This is a genomic window from Neoroseomonas oryzicola, from assembly GCF_012163135.1.
GTDB classification, from domain to species: domain Bacteria; phylum Pseudomonadota; class Alphaproteobacteria; order Acetobacterales; family Acetobacteraceae; genus Neoroseomonas; species Neoroseomonas oryzicola.
In genome coordinates, this window is the sequence record NZ_JAAVUP010000001.1 from 742064 (window position 1) to 761278 (window position 19215).

General features: G+C 73.4%; 19 protein-coding genes. 10 read left to right on the forward strand and 9 right to left on the reverse strand.

The window, feature by feature from the left end:
• The first annotated feature begins 49 nt into the window (after positions 1-49).
• Entirely contained in the window at positions 50-457 is a 408-nt protein-coding gene (locus tag GWK15_RS03655) for a hypothetical protein (protein WP_168039139.1), read from the forward strand.
• A 7-nt stretch (positions 458-464) separates the two neighbouring features.
• Here GWK15_RS03655 and GWK15_RS03660 read toward each other — a convergent pair whose 3' ends face one another.
• Both GWK15_RS03660 and GWK15_RS03665 read right to left on the reverse strand, forming a co-directional pair.
• Positions 465-3566 (reverse strand): caspase family protein, encoded by a 3102-nt coding sequence (locus tag GWK15_RS03660; protein WP_168039141.1) that lies wholly within the window; start codon positions 3564-3566, stop codon positions 465-467.
• Between the two features lie 4 nt (positions 3567-3570).
• Complete coding sequence (locus GWK15_RS03665; protein ID WP_168039143.1) at positions 3571-4572, reverse strand: SH3 domain-containing protein; 1002 nt, start codon at positions 4570-4572, stop codon at positions 3571-3573.
• A gap of 194 nt (positions 4573-4766) precedes the next feature.
• Between GWK15_RS03665 and GWK15_RS03670 the strand changes: the two genes are divergently transcribed.
• Complete coding sequence (locus tag GWK15_RS03670; RefSeq protein ID WP_168039145.1) at positions 4767-5888, forward strand: branched-chain amino acid ABC transporter substrate-binding protein; 1122 nt, start codon at positions 4767-4769, stop codon at positions 5886-5888.
• 246 nt (positions 5889-6134) lie between these two features.
• Here the strand turns inward: GWK15_RS03670 and GWK15_RS03675 are convergent, their stop codons facing one another.
• Positions 6135-7442 (reverse strand): MFS transporter, encoded by a 1308-nt coding sequence (locus tag GWK15_RS03675; protein ID WP_168039147.1) that lies wholly within the window; start codon positions 7440-7442, stop codon positions 6135-6137.
• A complete protein-coding gene (locus GWK15_RS03680; RefSeq protein WP_168039149.1) occupies positions 7439-8113 on the reverse strand; it encodes a hypothetical protein in 675 nt (224 codons plus the stop codon). Before GWK15_RS03680 ends, GWK15_RS03675 begins: the two co-directional genes overlap by 4 nt.
• Positions 8114-8371: 258 nt before the next feature.
• On the opposite strand from GWK15_RS03680, the gene GWK15_RS03685 reads away from it, so the two are divergent.
• From GWK15_RS03685 to GWK15_RS03705, 5 genes are read left to right on the forward strand one after another with little or no spacing between them, the layout of a single operon-like run.
• A complete protein-coding gene (locus GWK15_RS03685) occupies positions 8372-9922 on the forward strand; it encodes a winged helix-turn-helix domain-containing protein (RefSeq protein ID WP_168039151.1) in 1551 nt (516 codons plus the stop codon).
• Between the two features lie 41 nt (positions 9923-9963).
• Positions 9964-10878, forward strand: a complete 915-nt coding sequence (locus GWK15_RS03690; protein ID WP_168039153.1) for a phosphatase PAP2 family protein — start codon at positions 9964-9966, stop codon at positions 10876-10878.
• Positions 10875-12026: a C1 family peptidase gene (locus tag GWK15_RS03695; protein ID WP_168039155.1), complete on the forward strand. Its 1152-nt coding sequence runs from the start codon at positions 10875-10877 to the stop codon at positions 12024-12026. The genes GWK15_RS03690 and GWK15_RS03695 overlap by 4 nt, the downstream gene beginning before the upstream one ends.
• Positions 12027-12075: 49 nt before the next feature.
• Positions 12076-12561, forward strand: a complete 486-nt coding sequence (locus GWK15_RS03700) for an ankyrin repeat domain-containing protein (protein ID WP_168039157.1) — start codon at positions 12076-12078, stop codon at positions 12559-12561.
• 30 nt (positions 12562-12591) lie between these two features.
• A complete protein-coding gene (locus GWK15_RS03705) occupies positions 12592-14154 on the forward strand; it encodes a sulfatase-like hydrolase/transferase (RefSeq protein ID WP_168039159.1) in 1563 nt (520 codons plus the stop codon).
• Between the two features lie 171 nt (positions 14155-14325).
• Here the strand turns inward: GWK15_RS03705 and GWK15_RS03710 are convergent, their stop codons facing one another.
• The 5 genes from GWK15_RS03710 to GWK15_RS03730 all read right to left on the reverse strand — a co-directional run bounded on the left by GWK15_RS03710 (position 14326) and on the right by GWK15_RS03730 (position 16997).
• Positions 14326-14496 carry a hypothetical protein gene (locus GWK15_RS03710; RefSeq protein ID WP_168039161.1) on the reverse strand — a complete coding sequence of 57 codons (171 nt, stop codon included), beginning with the start codon at positions 14494-14496 and terminating at the stop codon, positions 14326-14328.
• Between the two features lie 103 nt (positions 14497-14599).
• Complete coding sequence (locus GWK15_RS03715) at positions 14600-15097, reverse strand: flavin reductase (RefSeq protein WP_408891861.1); 498 nt, start codon at positions 15095-15097, stop codon at positions 14600-14602.
• A gap of 55 nt (positions 15098-15152) precedes the next feature.
• Positions 15153-15845 carry a DUF3047 domain-containing protein gene (locus GWK15_RS03720; protein WP_168039165.1) on the reverse strand — a complete coding sequence of 231 codons (693 nt, stop codon included), beginning with the start codon at positions 15843-15845 and terminating at the stop codon, positions 15153-15155.
• Positions 15846-15899: 54 nt separating this feature from the next.
• A complete protein-coding gene (locus tag GWK15_RS03725; protein WP_168037798.1) occupies positions 15900-16370 on the reverse strand; it encodes a hypothetical protein in 471 nt (156 codons plus the stop codon).
• A gap of 84 nt (positions 16371-16454) precedes the next feature.
• The gene (locus GWK15_RS03730) at positions 16455-16997 is read right to left on the reverse strand and encodes a GNAT family N-acetyltransferase (RefSeq protein WP_168039167.1); all 543 of its coding nucleotides are present in this window, start codon (positions 16995-16997) and stop codon (positions 16455-16457) included.
• Between the two features lie 120 nt (positions 16998-17117).
• Between GWK15_RS03730 and GWK15_RS03735 the strand changes: the two genes are divergently transcribed.
• From GWK15_RS03735 to GWK15_RS03745, 3 genes are read left to right on the forward strand one after another with little or no spacing between them, the layout of a single operon-like run.
• Positions 17118-17948 (forward strand): CoA transferase subunit A, encoded by an 831-nt coding sequence (locus tag GWK15_RS03735; RefSeq protein ID WP_168039169.1) that lies wholly within the window; start codon positions 17118-17120, stop codon positions 17946-17948.
• Positions 17945-18694: a CoA-transferase gene (locus tag GWK15_RS03740; protein WP_168039171.1), complete on the forward strand. Its 750-nt coding sequence runs from the start codon at positions 17945-17947 to the stop codon at positions 18692-18694. The genes GWK15_RS03735 and GWK15_RS03740 overlap by 4 nt, the downstream gene beginning before the upstream one ends.
• A complete protein-coding gene (locus GWK15_RS03745) occupies positions 18691-19086 on the forward strand; it encodes a hypothetical protein (protein WP_168039173.1) in 396 nt (131 codons plus the stop codon). Before GWK15_RS03740 ends, GWK15_RS03745 begins: the two co-directional genes overlap by 4 nt.
• Positions 19087-19215: the final 129 nt, after the last annotated feature.

Sequence of the window (19215 nt, forward strand, 5' to 3'; positions counted from 1 at the left end):
CGCCCGGTAACATTCCCGTGCCGGCATGTGGACCGGAGGGGGAAGGATCATGGCCAGGCGGATCTTCGGCATCGCGACGTGGCTGGCGCTGGGCGCCGCGGGCTGCGCAACGCAGTCCGGCTTCGAGGCCCGCATGCAGGCGCTGGTGGGCCAGCCACCCACGGTGCTGGCCGAGCGGCTCGGTCCGCCCACCGCCGATTTCGTGGCCGATGGCCGTCGCTACCTGCTCTGGACTAACCTCGGCACGCCGGCGCCGGCGACGATCGGGCCGGGCGCGGGCTTCGGTCTCGGTGGCGCGCCGTTGAGCGGCCAAGGCATCGCCTCGGGGCCGCTGATGCCGAACTGGACCGGCAGCCGGCCCATGTCCACCTGCTCGGTGCGGTTCGAGATCATGGACAACCGCGCCGTCGGCTTCCTGACCGAGGGCATGGGCTGCGACGCGGTGCCGCCGCGCTGACCTGGCGTCAGCGCTGCACCACCCCGATGGGGAAGGACCGCAATTCGCGCTGCGCCGCGCGGAACACCGCGTTCTGCTGGTGCCCCTTCTCGCGCGCCAATTGCGGCACGCGCCGCGTGACCCATTCGCCGAGCGCGAGCGCCGTCACCCGACCTTCCGCATCGACGGCCGCGCGCCCGCGCAGCCCTTCCATCAGGGCGTAGGCGAAGACGCCGTTGCGGTCGTCGTAGGAATCAAGCGCTTCCTGCACGCTCGACGACGCCGCGAGCAGGAAGCGCCCGGTATCGTTGCCGATCGCAGCCAGCTGGTCGATGTCGATCTGACCCGCATAGCAGGTGTCGATCAGGATGAAGGCGTCCCGCGCCCGGATGCGCGCCAGCGCCGCGACCAGCGTCGTGTCGTCGATGGTCTGCGGCCGCAGCGCGGTCATCGACGATGTGTCGCGCACGTCGGACGGCAGGAACAGGAAACGGTTGCCCGGCTGGGAGACGATGCCGTGCCCCGCGAGATAGAGGATGAAGGTGTCCTCCGGCCGCACGTCCCGCGCGGCGGTGGCGAGCGCATCGAGCACGCCGCGCCGGGTCGCACGCGAATCCGGCACCACGCGCAGGTCGACATCGCTGAAGAGGCCGTTGCCGCTGGCGCGCAGCGCATCGGCGACCGATCGCGCATCGGGCGAGGCGAAGCGCAGGTTCAGGTCCGACTGCGCATACTGGTTCACGCCGATCGCGAGCACGATCAGGCGGCCCGCGCCTGGCGGCGCCTCGGGCTCGCCGGGCCGGCGCAGGGTCAGAACGGGTCCTTCGGCGAACAGCTCGCCATCGGCCGCATAGAGCCGCGTCGCGATGCGGTTGTTGCCGGGATCGAGCAGCACCTCGACGCCCGTCTCCCCCGCCGCTGGCTCGGCGCGCGCGGCGATCCGGTCGTTCACCAGCACGTCGAACGGACCGAAGCCCATGCCGCGGTCCGTCGCGGAGAAGTTCATGCGCAGCGAGCGCGCGCCGTCGGGCAGCACGCGCGCATCCCAGGCGAGGGGCTGGCATTCCTCCCCCACCACGGCGCAGAGCGTCCCGGGGGTGAAGGTCGGCAGGCGGCCGATGCGGCTGCGCACCTCGCCCAGCTGCGCGAGGCGCTCCTGCGCCGGGGCGAAGTCGCCGGCGATGCGCCCGCGCACCGCGCGCGGCGCATAGAGCGCGCGATAGGCCTGCTGGAAGGACGCCCATTCCGGCGTCTGGGTCCGCCCGCCATTGAGGTGCACGCCGACCAGTTCCTGCCCGCCATTGGCGGCGTGGTCGAACAGCCCCTCGGGCGTCCAGAGGACCCAGCGCAGCGTCTCGGCCTGCACGAACAGGGCCGCGACCTCGCGCAGCGCCCCGGCCTCGAAGCGATACCAGCGGATGGTGCCGTCGCCGAGGGCCGCGACGCCCATGTCGCCCGCAACCGTCACGCCCCACACCGCACCGGGGGTGGAGACGGAATCGACCAGCCGCCCCTGCGCGTCGAACAGCCGCAGATGGTTGTCGGTGCCGAGCAGGAACCCGTCGTCGCGCACCAGGATCGCGAGGCTGCGGGCGAACTCGCCCTCCCCCAGCCGCAACGGCGTGTTGCCGAGGCGCGGGCGGTTCGAGTTGCGCCAGTCGAGCACGCGGATGCGCGGCGTCTCGACCCGCGCCGCGGCGAAGCCCGCCTCGCCCTGCCAGGCAGACAGCGTCCCCGTCAGCGGATCGAAGACCAGCGGCTGGCCGCCCGCGCGCAGCGTGAACAGCACCTGCGTGCCGTCGGCCGACAGGGCCAGCGTCACGCCGGTGTTGCGGAAATCGCCCCCGGGCGGCCGCGGCGCGATGGCGACGGACCCGTCCGGCGCCAGCAGCCCCCAGCCCGGATCGGCCGCGGCATAGGCCAGCCCGCCCTGCGGCAGCGGCAGCAGGTGGGAGATGGCGTCACGCGATGCCGGGATGTCGACATAGGGCCCGAGCCCGAAATCCACCCAGCGACGGATGACGAATTCCCGCCGCACATCGGGCGCGGCGGCTGCCGGCGCGGGCGGCGCGACGGCCGCGCCGGGCGGCGGCGGTTGCTGTTCGCGCACCGCGAGCCCGCGCGAGCCCTGCGAGGAGGAGGACGACCCTGCCGCGGCTCGCCCGCCTCCGGCCGCTGCCGCCGGCGGCGCGGCTTGGCGCACCGCGGGTGCCTGCGCCGCGCCGGGCGTCCGGTTCAGGCGCGCATAGCCCGCGGCATGGAACTGCACGCCACCCTTGCCGTCATGCGCCCAAGCCACCGCGGGCAGCCCCTCGCCCGCCAGGCCCGAGACATCGGGGGCAAAGACGCTGCGCAGGTCGGATGCGGCCAGGATCTCGACGCGCAGCCGGTCCTCGAAGCCGACGGCGAGCAGCGATCCGTCCGGCGAGAACGCGATGCCGTAGGGCCGCGCGCCCTGCACCGGCACGCGCTGCGCGATCCGCTGCCCCTGCGGGTCGTACAGGCGTATGCCGCCATCGGCGGAACTCGCCGCGAGCCGCCCCGCCGCATCGAAGGCCACCATGCGGGTCGGTCCGGTGAAGGCCGTGTCCTCGAACAGCAGTCGCCCGTTGCGCGCGTCCCACACCTTGAGGCCCGCGCGCCCGCCAAGCGCGGCGGCCAGCCGCGTCCCGTCCGCCGAGAAGGCAAGGTGCTGGATCGGGGCGGCCAGCCCCGGAAGCCGTGCCGCGAGCCGCCCCGTCCGGGCATCGAAGATGTACAGCGCGAAGCCCGGGTCCCAGGACCGGGCCGTGAAGCCCGCGGCCGCAACGCGCGCCCCGTCGGGCGTCATCGCCACGGCATAGAGCTCGCCCTCGGCATCCGGCCCCATGGGCGGGCGGATGACCAGCCGCTGCGAGCCCTCGGGCAGGTTCCACAACCGCAGCGTCTTGTCGTCCGACACCGTCGCGAGCACCGACCCCTGCGCGTCGGTGGCAAGCCGCGCGATGGGCGCGATGTGCGCCTCCGCCTCGACGCGCAGGAAGGGCTGCTGCGGCGGGTCCTGCTGCGCCTGCTGCGCCAGCGCGGCGCCGGCGGAGACGAGAAGGGCCGCCGCGAGCCACAGGCGCGCGAGCAGGCGGCGGCCGGTCATCGGTTCAGCCGGCCAGCTCGAAGCCCTGGCCCTGCGCCAGGCGGTCGGCGTTCTGCACGCTCTCCGAGAAGTTGTCGCGCCGCGCGATGTTCGACGCGGCGAGCTGGCGGAACTCGCCATCCTGCCCGCGCCCGGCCGAGGGCTCGGTGCCGAGGCCGCGCACGCCGACGGCGCTCGCCGGCACGTAGCCGCGCAGGCCCGAGGAGGTCTCGACCATCGCGAAGTTGCCCTGGGCCGGCGTCACCGTGACCTGGTCGCGCGCGCTGAGCTGGCCAATCTCGGCCGCGCCGGCATCCGGGCGGATGCGGATCGGCGCGGAAACGCGCGCCGTCGTCGGCGTCGGCGCGCGGCGCGCGGTCGCGGCCTGCTTGGTGCCCGGCGCGATGGTCTCGATCGCGGTGTCGAACTCGCTGCCGCGTGTGCCGATCTTCTGGTTGATCTGCTGGGCGAGCGCCACGTCGCGCTGCATCAGCTGCCGCTGGTAGGACATCAGCGCCATGCCCTGGTCGCGCGACATCCGGCCGGCGCGCACGTCGCGGCGGATCTGGTTCGCCGCGTTCATGCGGCAGTTCACCAGCTGGTCGAAGGCTATCTGGGTGCGGTCGAGCTGGGCGTTCTCGTTCCTGAGGTCGCCGCCGACCGCCATCAGCAGCTGCTGCTGGTCCTGCGCCTGGCGCTGGCGCGCCTGGATGTAGCCGGCGGTGCCGCCGATCACGCCACCCGCCAGGGCGCCGATCGCGGCACCGGCGAGGATGTCGCTGCCCCGCCGGCCCGTCGCCGCGGCGATCAGGCCACCCGCGAGCGCCCCGGTGCCGGCGCCGATGGCCGCGCCGCGCAGGATGTCCTCGCCGTAGAAGTCGCCGGTGCTGTCGAGCTGCACGACGTAGGTGCGGCATGCATCGCGGCCGTCATCCGTCCCGATGCGGCTCGCCTGGGTGGAAACGCAGCCGGCCAGCATGGCGGCGGCCGTGACGGCGGCGATCGGGCGGCGAAGAGCGGAGCGCATCCAGACAACTCCCAGTGTGACAGGCGCACGCGACGCTACCAGTCTCCCGTCCCCGGTTCCAGAGAGGGGTCGGCCGCTGGCGTGCGCAAGGTCACGCTGGGCAAGGCGCCCGCGCCTCCCTTACCCTCCGCGGCCGGGGCCGCGCCCGCGCCATCCCGGCGCCCCGGGCGGCCAGGAACGACAGGGGTTCACGGATGCAGACGACACGCAGGCTCGTGCTCGGCGCCGGTCTCGGCGCGCTGACCATCGGCCGGGACGCTTTCGCCCAGGGTGCCTCGGGCCCGATCCGCATCGCCACCGCCGGCCCGATGACCGGCCAGTACGCCGCCTTCGGGACACAGATGCGCGAGGGAGCGACCCAGGCGGTGACCGACATCAACGCCGCCGGCGGCGTGCTCGGCCGCCAGCTGGTGCTCGAGATCGGCGACGACGCCTGCGACCCGCGCCAGGCGGTCTCCGTCGCGAACCAGCTCGCCTCCCGCCGCGTGCAGTTCGTCGCCGGGCATTTCTGCTCCGGTTCCTCGATCCCGGCGCGCGACGTCTATGCCGAGGAAGGCGTGCTGCAGATGTCGCCCGCCTCGACCAACCCGCGCTTCACCGACGAAGGCAAGTGGAACACCTTCCGCACCTGCGGGCGCGACGACCAGCAGGGCCTCGTGGCCGGGCGCTACATCGTGCAGAACTTCCGCGGCAAGAAGGTCGCGATCCTCCACGACAACTCGGCCTACGGCAAAGGCCTCGCCGACGAGACCAAGAAGGCGATGAACGCCGCCGGCATGCAGGAGACGATGTACGCCGCCTACACGCCGGGCGAGCGCGACTACAACGCCCTCGTCAGCCGCATGAAGGCGGCGGGCATCGAGGTCATCTACCTCGGCGGCTACCACACGGAGGGCGGCCTCATCATCCGCCAGGCCAAGGAACAGGGGATGAACGTCACCCTGATCGGCGGCGACGCGCTGGTGACGAACGAGTTCTGGCAGATCGCCGGCAATGCGGGCGAAGGCACGCTGATGACCTTCTCCTCCGACCCGCGCCGCCGCCCCACGGCGGCCGAGGTCGTGGCCCGCTTCCGCGCCCGCAACGTCGATCCCGAGGGCTACGTCCTCTACACCTATGCCGCGATCCAGATCTTCGCGGAGGCGGCGAAGAAGGCGAACACCACGGATCCGCGCCGGCTTGCGCAGGTGATCAAGGCGGACGGGCCGTGGCAGACGGTGCTCGGCCCGATCTCCTTCGACGCGAAGGGCGACGTCACGGTGCCGGACTACGTCTTCTACATCTGGCGCAACGGCACCTACGCCGAACTGTCGTAACCGCAGCGCGTCACGCAGGGGCCCCGGCGGGCGACCGCCGGGGCCCTTCGCGTTCCGGGCGTGGCCTGCGCGCCGCAGGATGCGGACCTCGTCATCGACTCGATGCGAAGTGATTGCATCGGATGCCTGCCGCGTCGCAGCATCCTGGTGTCGTCAACGAACGAAAGGAGGTGATCCGGTGTCTCATCGCTCAACTCGGTCAGCCGCGGCCGCGGCCCGGATCACCGCAGCCGCCTAGGCTGCGGGTCACCAGGGTTCCGCGGGCCGCGCACCGGCCACGCGATGGGAAGGCTCCGGCGGGCGACCGCCGGGGCCTTCTGCGTTCCTGGGGCGCGCGGCAGGCGCATGATGCGGCGTCCGCGCCAGCAGCACCGTGCCGAGGACGCCGAGGCCCGCCGCCAGCAGCACCGGCGCCGCATGGCCCGTCGCCAGCGCGGCCGCGGCAAGCGCCGGCGGTGCGAGGAGCAGCGCGACGCCGCGGCTGGTGTAGAGCATCCCGAGCACCCCGCCCGCCGCGCGCACGCCGAAGCTGTCGGCGCCGAAGGCCGGCAGCAGCGCGACGAAGCCGCCCTGCAGCGCGCCGAAGACGAGCGCGAAGGCCTGCAGCCCCTCTGCCCCGCCCGCCCCCGCCCACAGGCACAGGCTTCCCGCCATCCCCGCGCAGCAGGCGATGAAGGTGCGGCGTCGCCCGAGGACATCCGACACCGCCGCGATCAGGAAGCGACCGGCAATGGTGCCGAGGCCGATCAGCCCGAGCAGCCCCAACGCCTCCTCGCGCGGCAGGCCGAATTCGCGCGCCGTGCCGGCGAGCATCGCCTGAGGCAGCGTCGCGGGCATCGAGACGAGCAGCGTGCCGATCCAGGCCCGCGCGAAGGCTGGGCTGCGCAGCGCGACGGGCAGTTCCGCGGCCGCCCGCGCCGTCGCGCCGCGCCGCGTCCCTCGCCGCCCCGCCGGCTCGAGTAGCATCGCCCCCACCGCGCCCGCCAGCACGGCCGCCACGCCGAAGATCGCGAAGGTCGCGCGCCAGTCGACCACCGCCAGGAAGGCCTGCGCCGCCGGCGGCACCAGGGCGGTGCCGACGCCGATGCCGCTCGCCGCGATGCCCGAGGCGAGGCCGCGATGCGCGGTGAAGCATCGCTGCACCGCGGCCATCGCCGGCACATAGGCGAAGCCGGTGCCGACGCCGATCAGCAGCCCGTATCCCGCATAGATCTCGACCAGGCTGCCCGCCGCCGCGGCGACGAGCAGCCCGAGGCCAACCAGCGCCATCCCCACGGTCGCCGGCAGCCGCGGCCCCAGCCGGTCGGCGAGCGGCCCGCTGACCGCGCTGACGAAGAAGCAGGAAGCGCCGGACAGCGCGTAGATGACGGAAACGCCCACCTCGTCGGTGGCGAAGTCCGCGGCGATCTGCTCGGCGAAGGCGGCGTAGGAATAGATCGCGCCGAAGCCGGTGAGCACCAGCAGGAAGGCGCCGGCCACCACCCGCCAGCCGGGATGGCGGCGAAGGCGGCGGCTGCGGCGGCGCGGATGGCGGGGCCGGTCCGCCGCCCTCACCGCGCGCCATCCTGCAGGCGCGCGGCGAGCCAGGCGGCCACCGCCTCGGCGACCGCGGCGGTGGCGATCGGGTCGGGCCGGCTGCGGCGCCGCCCGCCATTGGCCGGGTCCGGCAGCAGCGCCCCGGCCGGGGCGACGACCACCGGCAGGTCCCAGCCATGCGTGATGCCGCGCAGGGCCAGCCGCTCGAGCCCCGCGCTGCCGTCCAGCGCGGCGCAATCCCGCGCATCGGGGGCGGCAAGCCCATGGACCAGCAGCGCCGGAGCGCTGCGCGCCGGAAGCGACAGGCCGCGGCATCCGGGATCGAGTGCGACCACCGGCGCATCCCCCGTGCCGAGCACCACCCGCGCCGCCGCGCCGAAGCCGATCAGCGCCACGCCCCGTCCGGCGAGCGAGAGCATCTCGCCCGCCGCCCAGCTGCGTGCCAGTTCCTCGGCATCGCGGGACGGCGCGGGGGCGAGGGAGGCGCGCGGCCCCTCGTCCGCTTCCTCGAAGCCGAGCACCAGGGTCGCGATGCCGCGCGCCGAAAGGGCGTCCACGTAGGGTTCGGACCGCCCCTCGTCGCCGGTCGCGTCGGGCAGCAGGATCACGAAGGGCGACGCCGGCGGGCCGGACGCCGCCGCGGTCGCGGACAGCATGAGGCCGGCCAGCAGGCCAAGGGTTCTCGTCATGGACAGGCTCCGCTCGAAGCCCCCGGCCGGCCGGCCGGGGCGTGCGGAGCCTCGGGCAGGGCGGCGCGGCCAATCCCGAAGAAGTTCCGAAGGCGAGCCGAAACCGTGCGCCCCGGGCGCGCCGTTGTGATCGGCGTCACGACAATCGTGATCGGCTTCGCATTTGCTCTATGCTCGCGTGGCGCCCCGATGCGGGCCCGGCCTGGGGCAACCCCCGCCGGCAGCACCACGCACGGGGCATGCCGCGGAGGGACAGCAATGGCCGCCGCCTTGGGAGAACGACGGATCGGGAACTGCGCGCTTGATATCGAGCGCGGGATCCTCAGGCGCGGGGACGGCGCGGCGACCACGCTGCGGCCGAAGACGCTTACGCTGCTGCTGCTGCTGCACGACCGCGCGGGGCATCTGGTCGGCCGCACCGAGATCCTCGACACGGTCTGGCCCGAGGTGACCGTCACCGACGACAGCATCACCCAGTGCATCGTCGAGATCCGCCGCGCGCTCGGCGACGACGGCACGCTGCTCAAGACCGTGCCGCGGCGTGGCTACCTGCTCGAGGCACCGCCGCCGGCGACGCGGACGGGCGTCCCGGCCGAGGCGCGGGGGCAGCCGGGCTCGGCGCCGGTCGTCGCGGTGATGCCCTTCCGGCAGTTCGGCCCCGACGCGGATCTCGCGACCTTCGGCCATGGCGTGCTGGAGGGCGTGGTCGGCGCGCTCGCGACGCTGCGCGAACCGGTGGTGATCTCCTCCAACTCGACGCTGCGCCTTGCCGCCGAGGCGCTCGACCCGCGCGAGGCGGGGATGCGCCTCGGCGCCGGCTATGTCGCGAGCGGCACGCTGCGCCGCGCCGGCGAGCGCATCCGGCTGACGGTCGAACTGGCCGAGGCCGGCTCGGGCGCGGTGCTGTGGCAGCGCCCCTTCGATGTCACCGGGATCGACGGATTCGAGACCCAGGACCGCATCGCCGCGGTGATCGCCAACACGCTGGCGCCACGCGTGCAGGCGGCGGAACTCGCCAGGCTGCGGCGGCTGCGGCCATCGGACATCGGCGCCTATCACCTGCTGATCCAGGCCCGGCGCCTCGTCTTCAGCATGCAACGCGAGGCCTTCGAGCAGGCCGGCGCGATGCTGCGCCACGCGGCGGCGGCGGATCCGGATTTCTCGACGACCCATGCCGACATCGCGGCCTGGTACGGGCTGCGCCTCGGCCAGGGCTGGTCGCCCGACCGCGGCGCCGACGCCCGCGCGCTCGAGGACGCGCTCGACACCGCGCTCGCGCAGGATGCGGGCAATGCGCGCGCCCTCGCGATGCGCGGCCACAACGAGGCGATCCTGCACCGCCGCTACGGGGAGGCGATGGACCTCTTCGAACGCGCGCTGAACGTCGCGCCGAACGATGCCGAGACGATGCTCTGGACCAGCCCCGCCTTCTCGTGGATGGGCGACGGGCGGGAGGGCGTGCGCCGGGCGGAGCGTGCGATGGCGCTCTCCCCCGACGACCCGCTCGCCTTCCGCTACGAGCATTTCCGCTCGATCGGCCACTACGTCGCGGAGGAGCACGAGGCGGCCGCGGAATGGGGCCTGCGCTCCTGGCGGTCCAACCCGAACTACATCTCGAACCTGCGCGTCACGAGCGCGGCGCTCGCGGCCCTCGGCCGCGTGGAGGAGGCCACGCCGCTCGTCCGCAGGGTGATGGAGCTGGAGCCGGGCTTCCGCGTGAAGCCCATGGTCGCGCGCCATGCCTTCCGGGAGGAAGCGGCGCGCGAACGCTACGGGCAGCGCCTCGTCGAGGCAGGGCTGCCGGCCTGAGCGCCGGCACCGTTGAACGTCCGGAAGAGGGAGAGCGACGCATGTTGTCTGGTGATGGCGGCGGTGACGGCGGGGGCGACGGCGGCGGAGATGGCGGAGGCGCGGTCGGGCGCGTCTTCACCCTGCCGATGGCCACGCGGCTCGAGGCGTCGGCCACCGGCAACCCGATCATCCTCAACCTGCCGCCGGGCGCGGCCGCGCCGGGCACCAGGGACGGCTTCCCCAAGGCCGCCTGGTCGCCGCAGCTGCGCGCGACGCTGGTGCTCGCCGAATTCGCGACGCTCGACTGGAAGGGCGGTGACGCGGCGGCCGTCCCGCCGCCCGACGCGGCGATCGGGGCCGACGTGCTCGCGCTGCGCAAGCTGATCGGGCTGCGGCGCGACCGGCTTCCCGAGATCGTCGCGCAGGCACGGCGCTTCGATGCCTACCTGCTGCAGCTGCTCGGCGGCGGCGAGCGGCCGGCCGCCGCGGCCATCGTGGCGAGCGCCGTCGCGATCGGGCAGATGGTCGGCATGCACTGGAAGTGGCAGTTCCAGCGCGCGCGCCCGGCGCAGGTCTACCCGGCGCTGGTGCCCGTCATCGCGACGCCGCCGCACGCCTCCTACCCGTCCAACCACGCGCTGCAGTCGCGGCTCGCCGCCCTCGCGCTGACCGAGATCTTCCCGGGCGGCACGCCGGCCGCGGACGCGCTGCGCCTCGCCTTCCAGCAACCCCTGCTGCTGATGGCCGACCGCATCGCCGAGAACCGCGAGGTGGCCGGCGTCCATTTCCCGAGCGATTCCGACGAGGGCAAGCGGATCGCCGATGAGCTGCTGCCGCTGCTGCGGCAGGTGAAGGCCTTCCAGGACCTGCTTGTCGAGGCGCGGGCGGAGATGGGCGGACTCGCGGCCGGCGCCATGCAGCAGGCCCTGCCCGCCCCGGGACCGCAGCAGGGCCAGGGAGGCACCGGGCCGTGAGCTGGCCCTTCCTCTCCGCGGCCAAGGAGAAGCTCGCCCTCACCGACGACGAGGTCGGCTTCCTGCGGGAGGGGGGCATCCGCTCCTACGACGAGTTCCATGCCGTGCTGGCGGCGAGCCCCTCGCTCGACCAGCCGGGCTCGCGCATCCGCCGCCGGCCGCTGATGGAGCGGATGCGCAACATCGAGGACTGCCTCAGCCCCGAATACCGGGCGTTCATCGACCAGCCCCGCCCGGCGACCGGACTGGCGGGCGGGGCGAATCTCCTCACCGCGGGCGGCGGGCCGCCGCAGCCGGTGCCCAACTGGCCGCCGCCGGCGGATGCGGAAGCGCTCGGCGGCAAGCCTCAGCCCTGGCCGAACCTTGGCCTGCCGGTCGCGCAACGCCCGCTCTGGCCGCCGCGCGACCAGCTCGGCGCCGAGACCTGCATCGGCTTCGCCGCTTCCGGCGCGCTGGAGCGCGCCTGGATGGCGCCGGGCGCCGCAGCGCCCGATCCGCTCTCGGCGATCTATCTCTACAACCGCAGCCGCGCGCGCCTGCCGCCGGGCAGCCTGCCCGCCGGCTTCGCCAAGGGCGGCAGCCGGCTCGAGGGCGTCCGCCTCTCCCTGCCGCTCGATGGCGCCTGCCCGGAGGCCGACTGGCCCGACGGGACGCCGCCCGACCAGGCGCCGAGCGCCGCGGCGCTGGCGAGCGCGGTGAAGACCGACAAGCTCGTCTACTGGGACCTCAGCCCGAAGCGCTTCATCCGCCCGCCGAAGGCGGCGCGCGTGGTGTTCGACCTGCTCAACGCCGGGGTGCCGGTCGCCGTCGCGGCGCCGCTCTTCAAGGACCCCAATGCGCCGCAGAACCAGAACAACTGGAACTACGACTACGCCGCCTTCTCCGGCAAGGTCGCGGACCCGACACCGACCTGGGAACGGTTGGAGGACGGCCATGCGGTCGCGGTGCTCGGCTTCCAGGCCGACCCGACGCAGGACGACGGCGGCTGGTTCATCTTCCGCAACAGCCTCGGCCGTAGCTGGGCGACCAACCCGAACATCCCCGGCATCTTGCCGCGCGTGCCCGAACGCGGCTGGGGCGCCATGTCGGCGACCTATGTGGAGCGCCATGTCTGGGAAATCCTCGCCCTCCTCCCGGGACAGCCCTGATCCCCTCGCCCGCTGGCAGGCCGCCGAGGCCGCGGTCGCTTCCGGCGACATGGCGGGGTTCCGTGCGGCCCTTGGCGACCCCGCGGGCTTCCCGGACTGCCTCCTCGGCGTCGATTTCCTCGGCTGCGGGGACCGGCCGCTCGACATCGCCATCCGCTGCGGGCCGCCGGCTTTCGTCGCCGCGCTGATCGCATCCGGCGCCGACCCGCGCGCCGAGGCGGCCGACGGCTTCCCGCCGCTGTTCCAGGCGATCGACGCGCCGCGCGAGGACCGCCACGCCGTCCTCGCGGTGCTGCTCGACGCGGGCGCCGACACCGAACAGCGCGGGTTGAACGACGGAACCGCGCTGCACCACGCCGTGGCGCGGCGCGACATCGCGGCGGTGCGGATGCTCCTCGCGCATGGCGCCGACATCGCGGCGCGGACGCGCATCGACGATCTCTCGACGCCGCTCGAGGACGCGGAAGCGATGGGCTTCGCCGAGGCCGTCGCGCTGATGCGCCCCGCCCCTTCCCCGCCGCGCCGGCGCCGCTAGGCTGGCCCCGGCGAAACCGGGGACCGGCGCATGGCGATCCGCAACGTGCTCTACATCATGTGCGACCAGCTGCGCTGGGATCACCTCGGCTGCGCGGGGCATCCCTTCCTGCGCACGCCGAACATCGATGCGCTCGCCGCACGCGGCGTGCGCTTCGCGCAGGCCTATGTCCAGTCGGGCATCTGCGGGCCGTCGCGCATGTCGGCCTATACGGGGCGCTACGTCTCCTCGCATGGCGCGACGCACAACCGCGTGCCGCTGTCGGTCGGCGAGGTGACGCTGGGCTGGCACCTGCGCGAAAGCGGGCGGACGCTCGCACTGGCCGGAAAGACCCACATGCTGCCCGATGCGCGCGGGATGAAGCGGCTGCTGCTCGACGGGCAAGACGAGCTCGCGGTGCTGCTGCGCGAGGGCTGGTTCACCCTGGTCGACCGCCACGACGGCCATCACGCCGAGACCGACAGCGCCTATGCCGACTGGCTGCGCGCGCAGGGCTACGACAGCAAGGACCCCTGGACCGACTGGGTCATCGCCGTCACCGACGCGGCGGGCAACACGCAGAACGGCTGGAAGATGCGCAACGCGCGCCACCCCGCGCGGGTGAAGGAGGAGCACAGCGAGACCGCCTACACCACCGACCGCGCCATCGCCTTCATGGACGCGCAGGGCGACAGCCCCTGGGTGCTGCACCTGTCCTACGTGAAGCCGCACTGGCCCTACATCGCGCCCGCGCCCTACCACGCGATGTATTCACCCGATCAGTGCCTGCCCGTCGCGCGCGATCCCGCCGAGCGCGGCAATGCCGCGCACCCCATCCTGCGCGAGTTCCAGGCCGAGGAGGTCGCGCAGTCCTTCCAGAACGACGACTGCATCGCGACGGTGCGGCCGGCCTATCAGGGGCTGATCGCGCAGCTCGACCATCACCTCGGGCGGGTCTGGGCGGCGCTTGAGCGGTTGGGGCGGTGGGAGGACACGCTCGTCGTCTTCACCTCGGACCATGGCGACTATCTCGGCGACCATTGGCTGGGCGAGAAGGAGCTGTTCCACGACTGCATCCAGCGCGTGCCGATGCTGGTCTTCGATCCCTCGCGTGAGGCCGACGCCATGCGCGGCACGGTGGATGACCGCTTCGTCGAGGCGATCGACGTGGTGCCGACCATCCTCGATGCGCTGGGCCTCGATCCGGCGGAGCATGTGGTGGAGGGCCGTTCGCTGCTGCCGCTGACGCGCGGCGCATCACCCGTGTGGCGGGAGGCCGTGTGCAGCGAGCTCGACTGGACCTTCCGCGGCGCGCGGCGGCGGCTCGGGCTGAAGACCGGCCAGCATCACGCCTGGATGGTGCGCACCGATCGCTGGAAGTACGTCCATTGGACGGACGGCTTCCGGCCGATGCTGTTCGACCTCGCCGCGGATCCGCAGGAATTCCATGACCTCGGCGCCGATCCGGCGCTCGAGGGCGTGCGCGAGGCGATGCGGGACCGGCTGCTCGCCTGGTTCACGGCGCTCAAGCGCCGCACGACGCTGACCTGGGCCGAGGCCGAGTTCCGCACGGACCGCCACAAGGCGGCCGGCGTGTTCTACGGGGAGTGGTAGCGGCCGCTCGCCCCGCGCGGGACAGTGCCACCTGCGGCCAGAACGGCCGGGGTCACGAAATCAAGGCCGGTCGACCCCAGCCACGCGGCCGGGTCGTCGGACCGACGCCGCGCAGCAAGGCCGCCGAATGCCGGTCAGGGGGGCGCGAAGGCTAGGCCTCCGCGCGGCCCGTCACCGCGCGATCCAGGCGTCCGGACCGTCCTCGGTCGTCTCGGGCAGGTCGGCGGCCAGGTCCTGGACCACCGCCGCCACCCATTCCTCCGCCGTCGTGCCGAGGGCCGCCGCGCGCCGCGCGATCTCCTCCGCCACTCCGTCCGGCAGTTCCACCTTCACCTGGGTCATCGGCCTCGCTCCTGGCACCGCTGCGCCAAAGATAGGGTGATCAAGGTTTAAGGCACCTTTGCGGCTTCGGCATGGAAGCAATGCTGCAGCGCGGTAACGTGGATCACTCCGCCCCGACCCGGTGGTAGTCCCGGCTGAACCAGATCAGCCCGCGGGACGCCGCGCCCTGGCGCACCGCCTCCACCTCGCAGAACAGGACGCTGTGGGTGCCGCGCTCCACCACCTCGGCGATGCGGCAGTCGAAGGACACGGTGCAGCCGTCGAGCGCCGGCGCGCCGGTCGAGAGCAACCCCCAGCTCGCGTGGCTGAAGCGCTCGGGCATGTCCGCCTCGGCGCTGCGGCCGGCGAAGCGGGCCGACAATTCCTCCTGCCCCGGCGCCAGGCAGTTCACGCAGAGCACGCCATTGTCCTTGAACAGCCGGTTCTGCGGGCTGCCGCGGTTGAGGCAGACCAGCAGCGTCGGCGGGTCGTCCGTCACCGAGCAGACTGCGCTCACCGTCATCCCGCCCAGGCCCGCGGGCCCGTCGGTGGTCACGATGTTCACCGCCGCGCCAAGTCGGGACATGGCGTCGCGGAATTCCTGCTTCGTCACGGTCATCAATAGGGTCCTGAATGCGATGCGCGCCGGAACGCCGGCCTGTCCACAGGGTGCACGCTCACGAGCGCTGCGGACAGGGGCCGAAGCGGATGTCCTCGACCCGCGCCTCGATGCGGGCATTGGTGTCGTCCGAATCGAGGCCGATGACGATCTTCTCGACCGGCGGCGGATTGCCGCCGAAGGTCTCGCGCCACAGGGCGGCGAGGTTCACGCGTTCCTCCTGCCAGGCGCCGCGCGGCGCTTGCGCGGAGCGCAGCACGAAGACACGGCCGAGCCCGGCCATGTAGGGGCTTTCGAAGCCGCGCGGCTCCTCCCCCGTGCCGCCCCAGACGAAGACGAGCGCGGCGCGCGGCAGGCTGCGGCCCCCGGCATGGGCCTCGGCCATGGTATGCTGGACGCGCTGCCAAGCGCTCGCGCGCGGCGGCCAGCCGCCGAAGCCGATGGTGATCGAAATGGCGCGGTCGTCGCCGCCCCGGCGGTCGAGCCGCGTCGGCGGCGGGCCCTGGTCGACGCGCCAGCGCCAGCTCAGGCACTCCGCGGCGCGGCGTTCGTAGCGCCAGAGAAAACTGCCCTGCCCGCGCGCGGAAAGCGCGATGCCGCCGTCCTGCGTGACCGCGATCCGGGCGGGCGGGATGCCCGGCCAGGATCCTTCCTGCCAGGCCCCCGGAGGTTCGCCCGCGACCGCGTCCGGCGCCGGGACCGCAGACCCGACGGCCAGCCCGACGCCCAGCAGGGTCGCGCACCACCGCATGTGACCAAATGTGTCGCGCCGGAGGCGCAGGACAAGGGGCCCGAAGCGCGCGGATCAGCGCTTCACGACGCCGCCCGGCGCACCGCCGCCGAAATTGCCGCCGCCACCGCCGAAGTTCCCGCCGCCGCCGCCGAGGTTCCCCCCGCCGCCCCCGAGGTTGCCCCCGCCTCCGGCGCCGAGGTTCCCGCCCACCGCGCCGCCGCTGCGGTAGGCATTGGTCACCGCGTCGACCAGGCGGCCGCTGTCGTTGGCGCGGTCGGTCACCCAGGCGAAGACCACCGCGATGCCCTTGCCGGAGATGCAGCGGATGGTCAGCGCTTCCTCCCCCCGCCAGCCGAAGATGGTCTGGCGGTCCTGGGAGATGCTTGGCCGGAAGCCCACGCTCTGGATGACGCGGGATCCGATCGCCAGGCATTCCTCCTGGTCGTTCGAGGGCAGGTCCGCCCAGGCGGTGGTCACCGAGGCCGCGAGCGCCGGCGCGGAAACCAGTGAGAGGGCAAGGCCGAGCATCGGGATGCGGGACACGGAAACCTCCTGGCGCGTCTCTGTCTGTTGCTGCGCGGATGATGCGGCGGCCGCGCGCGGATGTGGAGGGGTTCGCGCGACCGCTCAGCCTCGCGACGCCACGAGGCGATAGAGCACATGTTCGTGCAGCGGGTGGTCCGCCGGCAGCCGCGGGTGCCCGAAGCTGCCGTCCGGCGTCATGCCGAGCCGTTCCATCAGCCGCCAGGACGGCGCATTGGCCGGCACGGTGAAGGCGACGATCTCGGGCAGGCGCAGCGTGCCGAAGCCGTAGCCGAGCGCCATCCGCGCCGCTTCCTCGGCATGGCCGCGCCGGCGGAAGGCCGGGGCGATGCGCCAGCCGATCTCGACCGCGGGGGTGAAGCGCGCGGTCCAGGGGATGTTCATCAGCCCGACCACGCCGACGAAGGGCGCGCCGCCGCGTTCCTCGACGACCCAGAAGCCCCAGCCATGCTCGGCGAAATGGGCCTTCAGCCGCGCCGCCCAGGCGTCGCTCTCGGCCCGCGTCATGACCGAGGCGAAGTACCGCATGCTCTCGGGATCGCCGTTGATGGCGAAGAGCGGTTCGAGGTCCTCCTGCCGCCACGGGCGCAGGATCAGGCGGGGGCCTTCGATGGTGGCAGGCGTCATGGGCAGGACCGGCATTCCTTTGCCCGGCATCATGGCGCGGCCGTCCGTTCCGGTCATCGCCCCCGCCGCCCTGGCGGGCCCGGCGGGGCCGGCGTAGAACCGGCGCTGGAGGAACTGCCGATGATGCTGCCATCCGTGGACGCGCTTGCCGCCATGGTGCCCGACGGGGCGCTGGTGGCGATGCCGCCCGACAATTCGCTGCCGTCGGTGGCAATCGCCAAGGCGCTCATCCGCAAGGGCGCGCGCAACCTGCGCCTGCTCGGCGTGCCGGTGTCGGGCTTCGCGACGGACATCCTGATCGGCGCCGGCTGCGTGGCGGAGGTCGAGACCTCGGCGGTCTCCCTCGGCGAGGCCGGCTTCGCGCCCCGCTTCTCGGCCGCGCTGAAAGAGGGGCGGATCAAGGTGCGCGACGCCACCTGCCCGGCGATCCACACCATGCTGCAGGCCTCGGAGAAGGGCGTGCCCTTCATGCCGCTGCGCGGGATCATCGGGTCCGACATCCTCGCGAACCGGCCGGACTGGAAGGTCGTGCCCAACCCCTTCGCCGAGAACGGGTCCGACCCGATCGTGCTGCTGCCCGCGAAGCAGCCGGACTTCGCCCTGTTCCACGCCGCGATGGCGGACAGCGAGGGCAATGTCTGGCTCGGCCGCCGGCGCGAATGCGCGACCATCGCGCACGCATCGAAGGCCGCGCTCGTGACCGTCGAGCGCGTGGTCGAGGGCAATTTCCTCGAGGATGAGCGCCTCGCCTCCGGCGCCATCAGCGCGACCTATGTGACCGCCACCGCGATCGCCGAGCGCGGCGCGCGGCCTGCCGCGCTGCTCGACGAATACGGCTTCGACCAGGCCTATGTCTCCGACTACGCCCGCGCGGCGAAGACCGAGGAGGGCTTCCGCGCCTGGCTCGACCGAGAGGTCTTCGCCGGCGCGCAGAAGGTCGCCGCGGAATGAGCATCGCCCTGGAAGAACGCCTCGCCGCGACGCTGGCCCGCCTGATCCTCGATCCCTCCGCGCCGCCGGCGCGGCACATCGCGGTCGGCGCGGCATCCCCCATCCCGGCCGCGGCCTGCTGGCTGGTGCGGCTGATGGGCCACCCCGTGCGGCTGTCCCTGCTGCACAAGCGCAGCGGCAATCCCTTCACCGAGGGCACGCGCGAACTGTTCGACCTCACCGGCCAGGGGCGGATCGACCTGTTCTTCCTCGGCGGCGGGCAGATCGACGGGCAGGCCAACCTGAACCTGGTCGGCACCGGGGATTGGCCCGGCATGGGCGTGCGCTTCCCCGGGTCCTTCGGCAGCGCCTTCATGTACTTCATGACGCCGCGCACCATCCTGTTCCGCGAGGAGCATTCGCCCCGCGTGCTGGTGGAGAAGGTGGACAACATCTCCGCCCCCGGTGTCTCGCCGCCCGGCGTCTTCCGCCGCGGCACGGCGCAGGCGCTGGTCACGGGGAAATGCGTCTTCCGCTTCCATCCGGACCGCGCGCGATTCTCCCTGGAATCGCTGCATCCGAGCGAGACGGTCGACAGCGTGCGCGCGGCGACCGGCTTCGACTTCGACGTGGAAGCCGACATCCCCGCGACGCCGGACCCGACCGAGGCCGAACTCGCGCTGCTGCGCGGGCGGGTCTGCGACGAGATGGCCGAGACCTACCCCGAATTCTGCAAGCGCGTCTGGGGCCGCACCCGCGCCGCATGACCGGGCCGCTGGCCGATCCGACGCTGACGGCCCTGATCCTGTGGTTCCTGCTGCCGGCCGCGTTGCTTGTCGGCGGGGCCTGCCTCGCCATGTGGCGGGGCCGGCGGGACTGGGTGGTGGTGGAGGCCGTGATCCGCGCCCTTCCCGCCCCCGATGATCCGGCGGGGCTGACGGAGATCGCCTGGCGCGACGACGCCGGCGACGTGCAGGTCGCGCGGCTGCGCCTGCCGCCGGGCCGCAGCCCGCCGCGACCGGGGGCATTGCTGAGCCTGTCGCATCCACCAGGCCAGCCCGAGGCGCTGCAGCCCGGCACGCCCGGCCCCTTGCTGGCCGGCGCGATCGGCAGCGGCCTGGTCGCGGCGCTCTGCGCCTCGATCCTGCTGGGGGTGTGACGCTTCGCCTGCCCGAAGGTTCCACCTTCGGGCCCCTCAAACGCCGGGCGCCGCGCATCCGCGGCCCCGGCCCTGCGGGCCGCCACGTTGAACGGCGGCCGGCGCAGTCCTCACGGGCATGGTTCGACA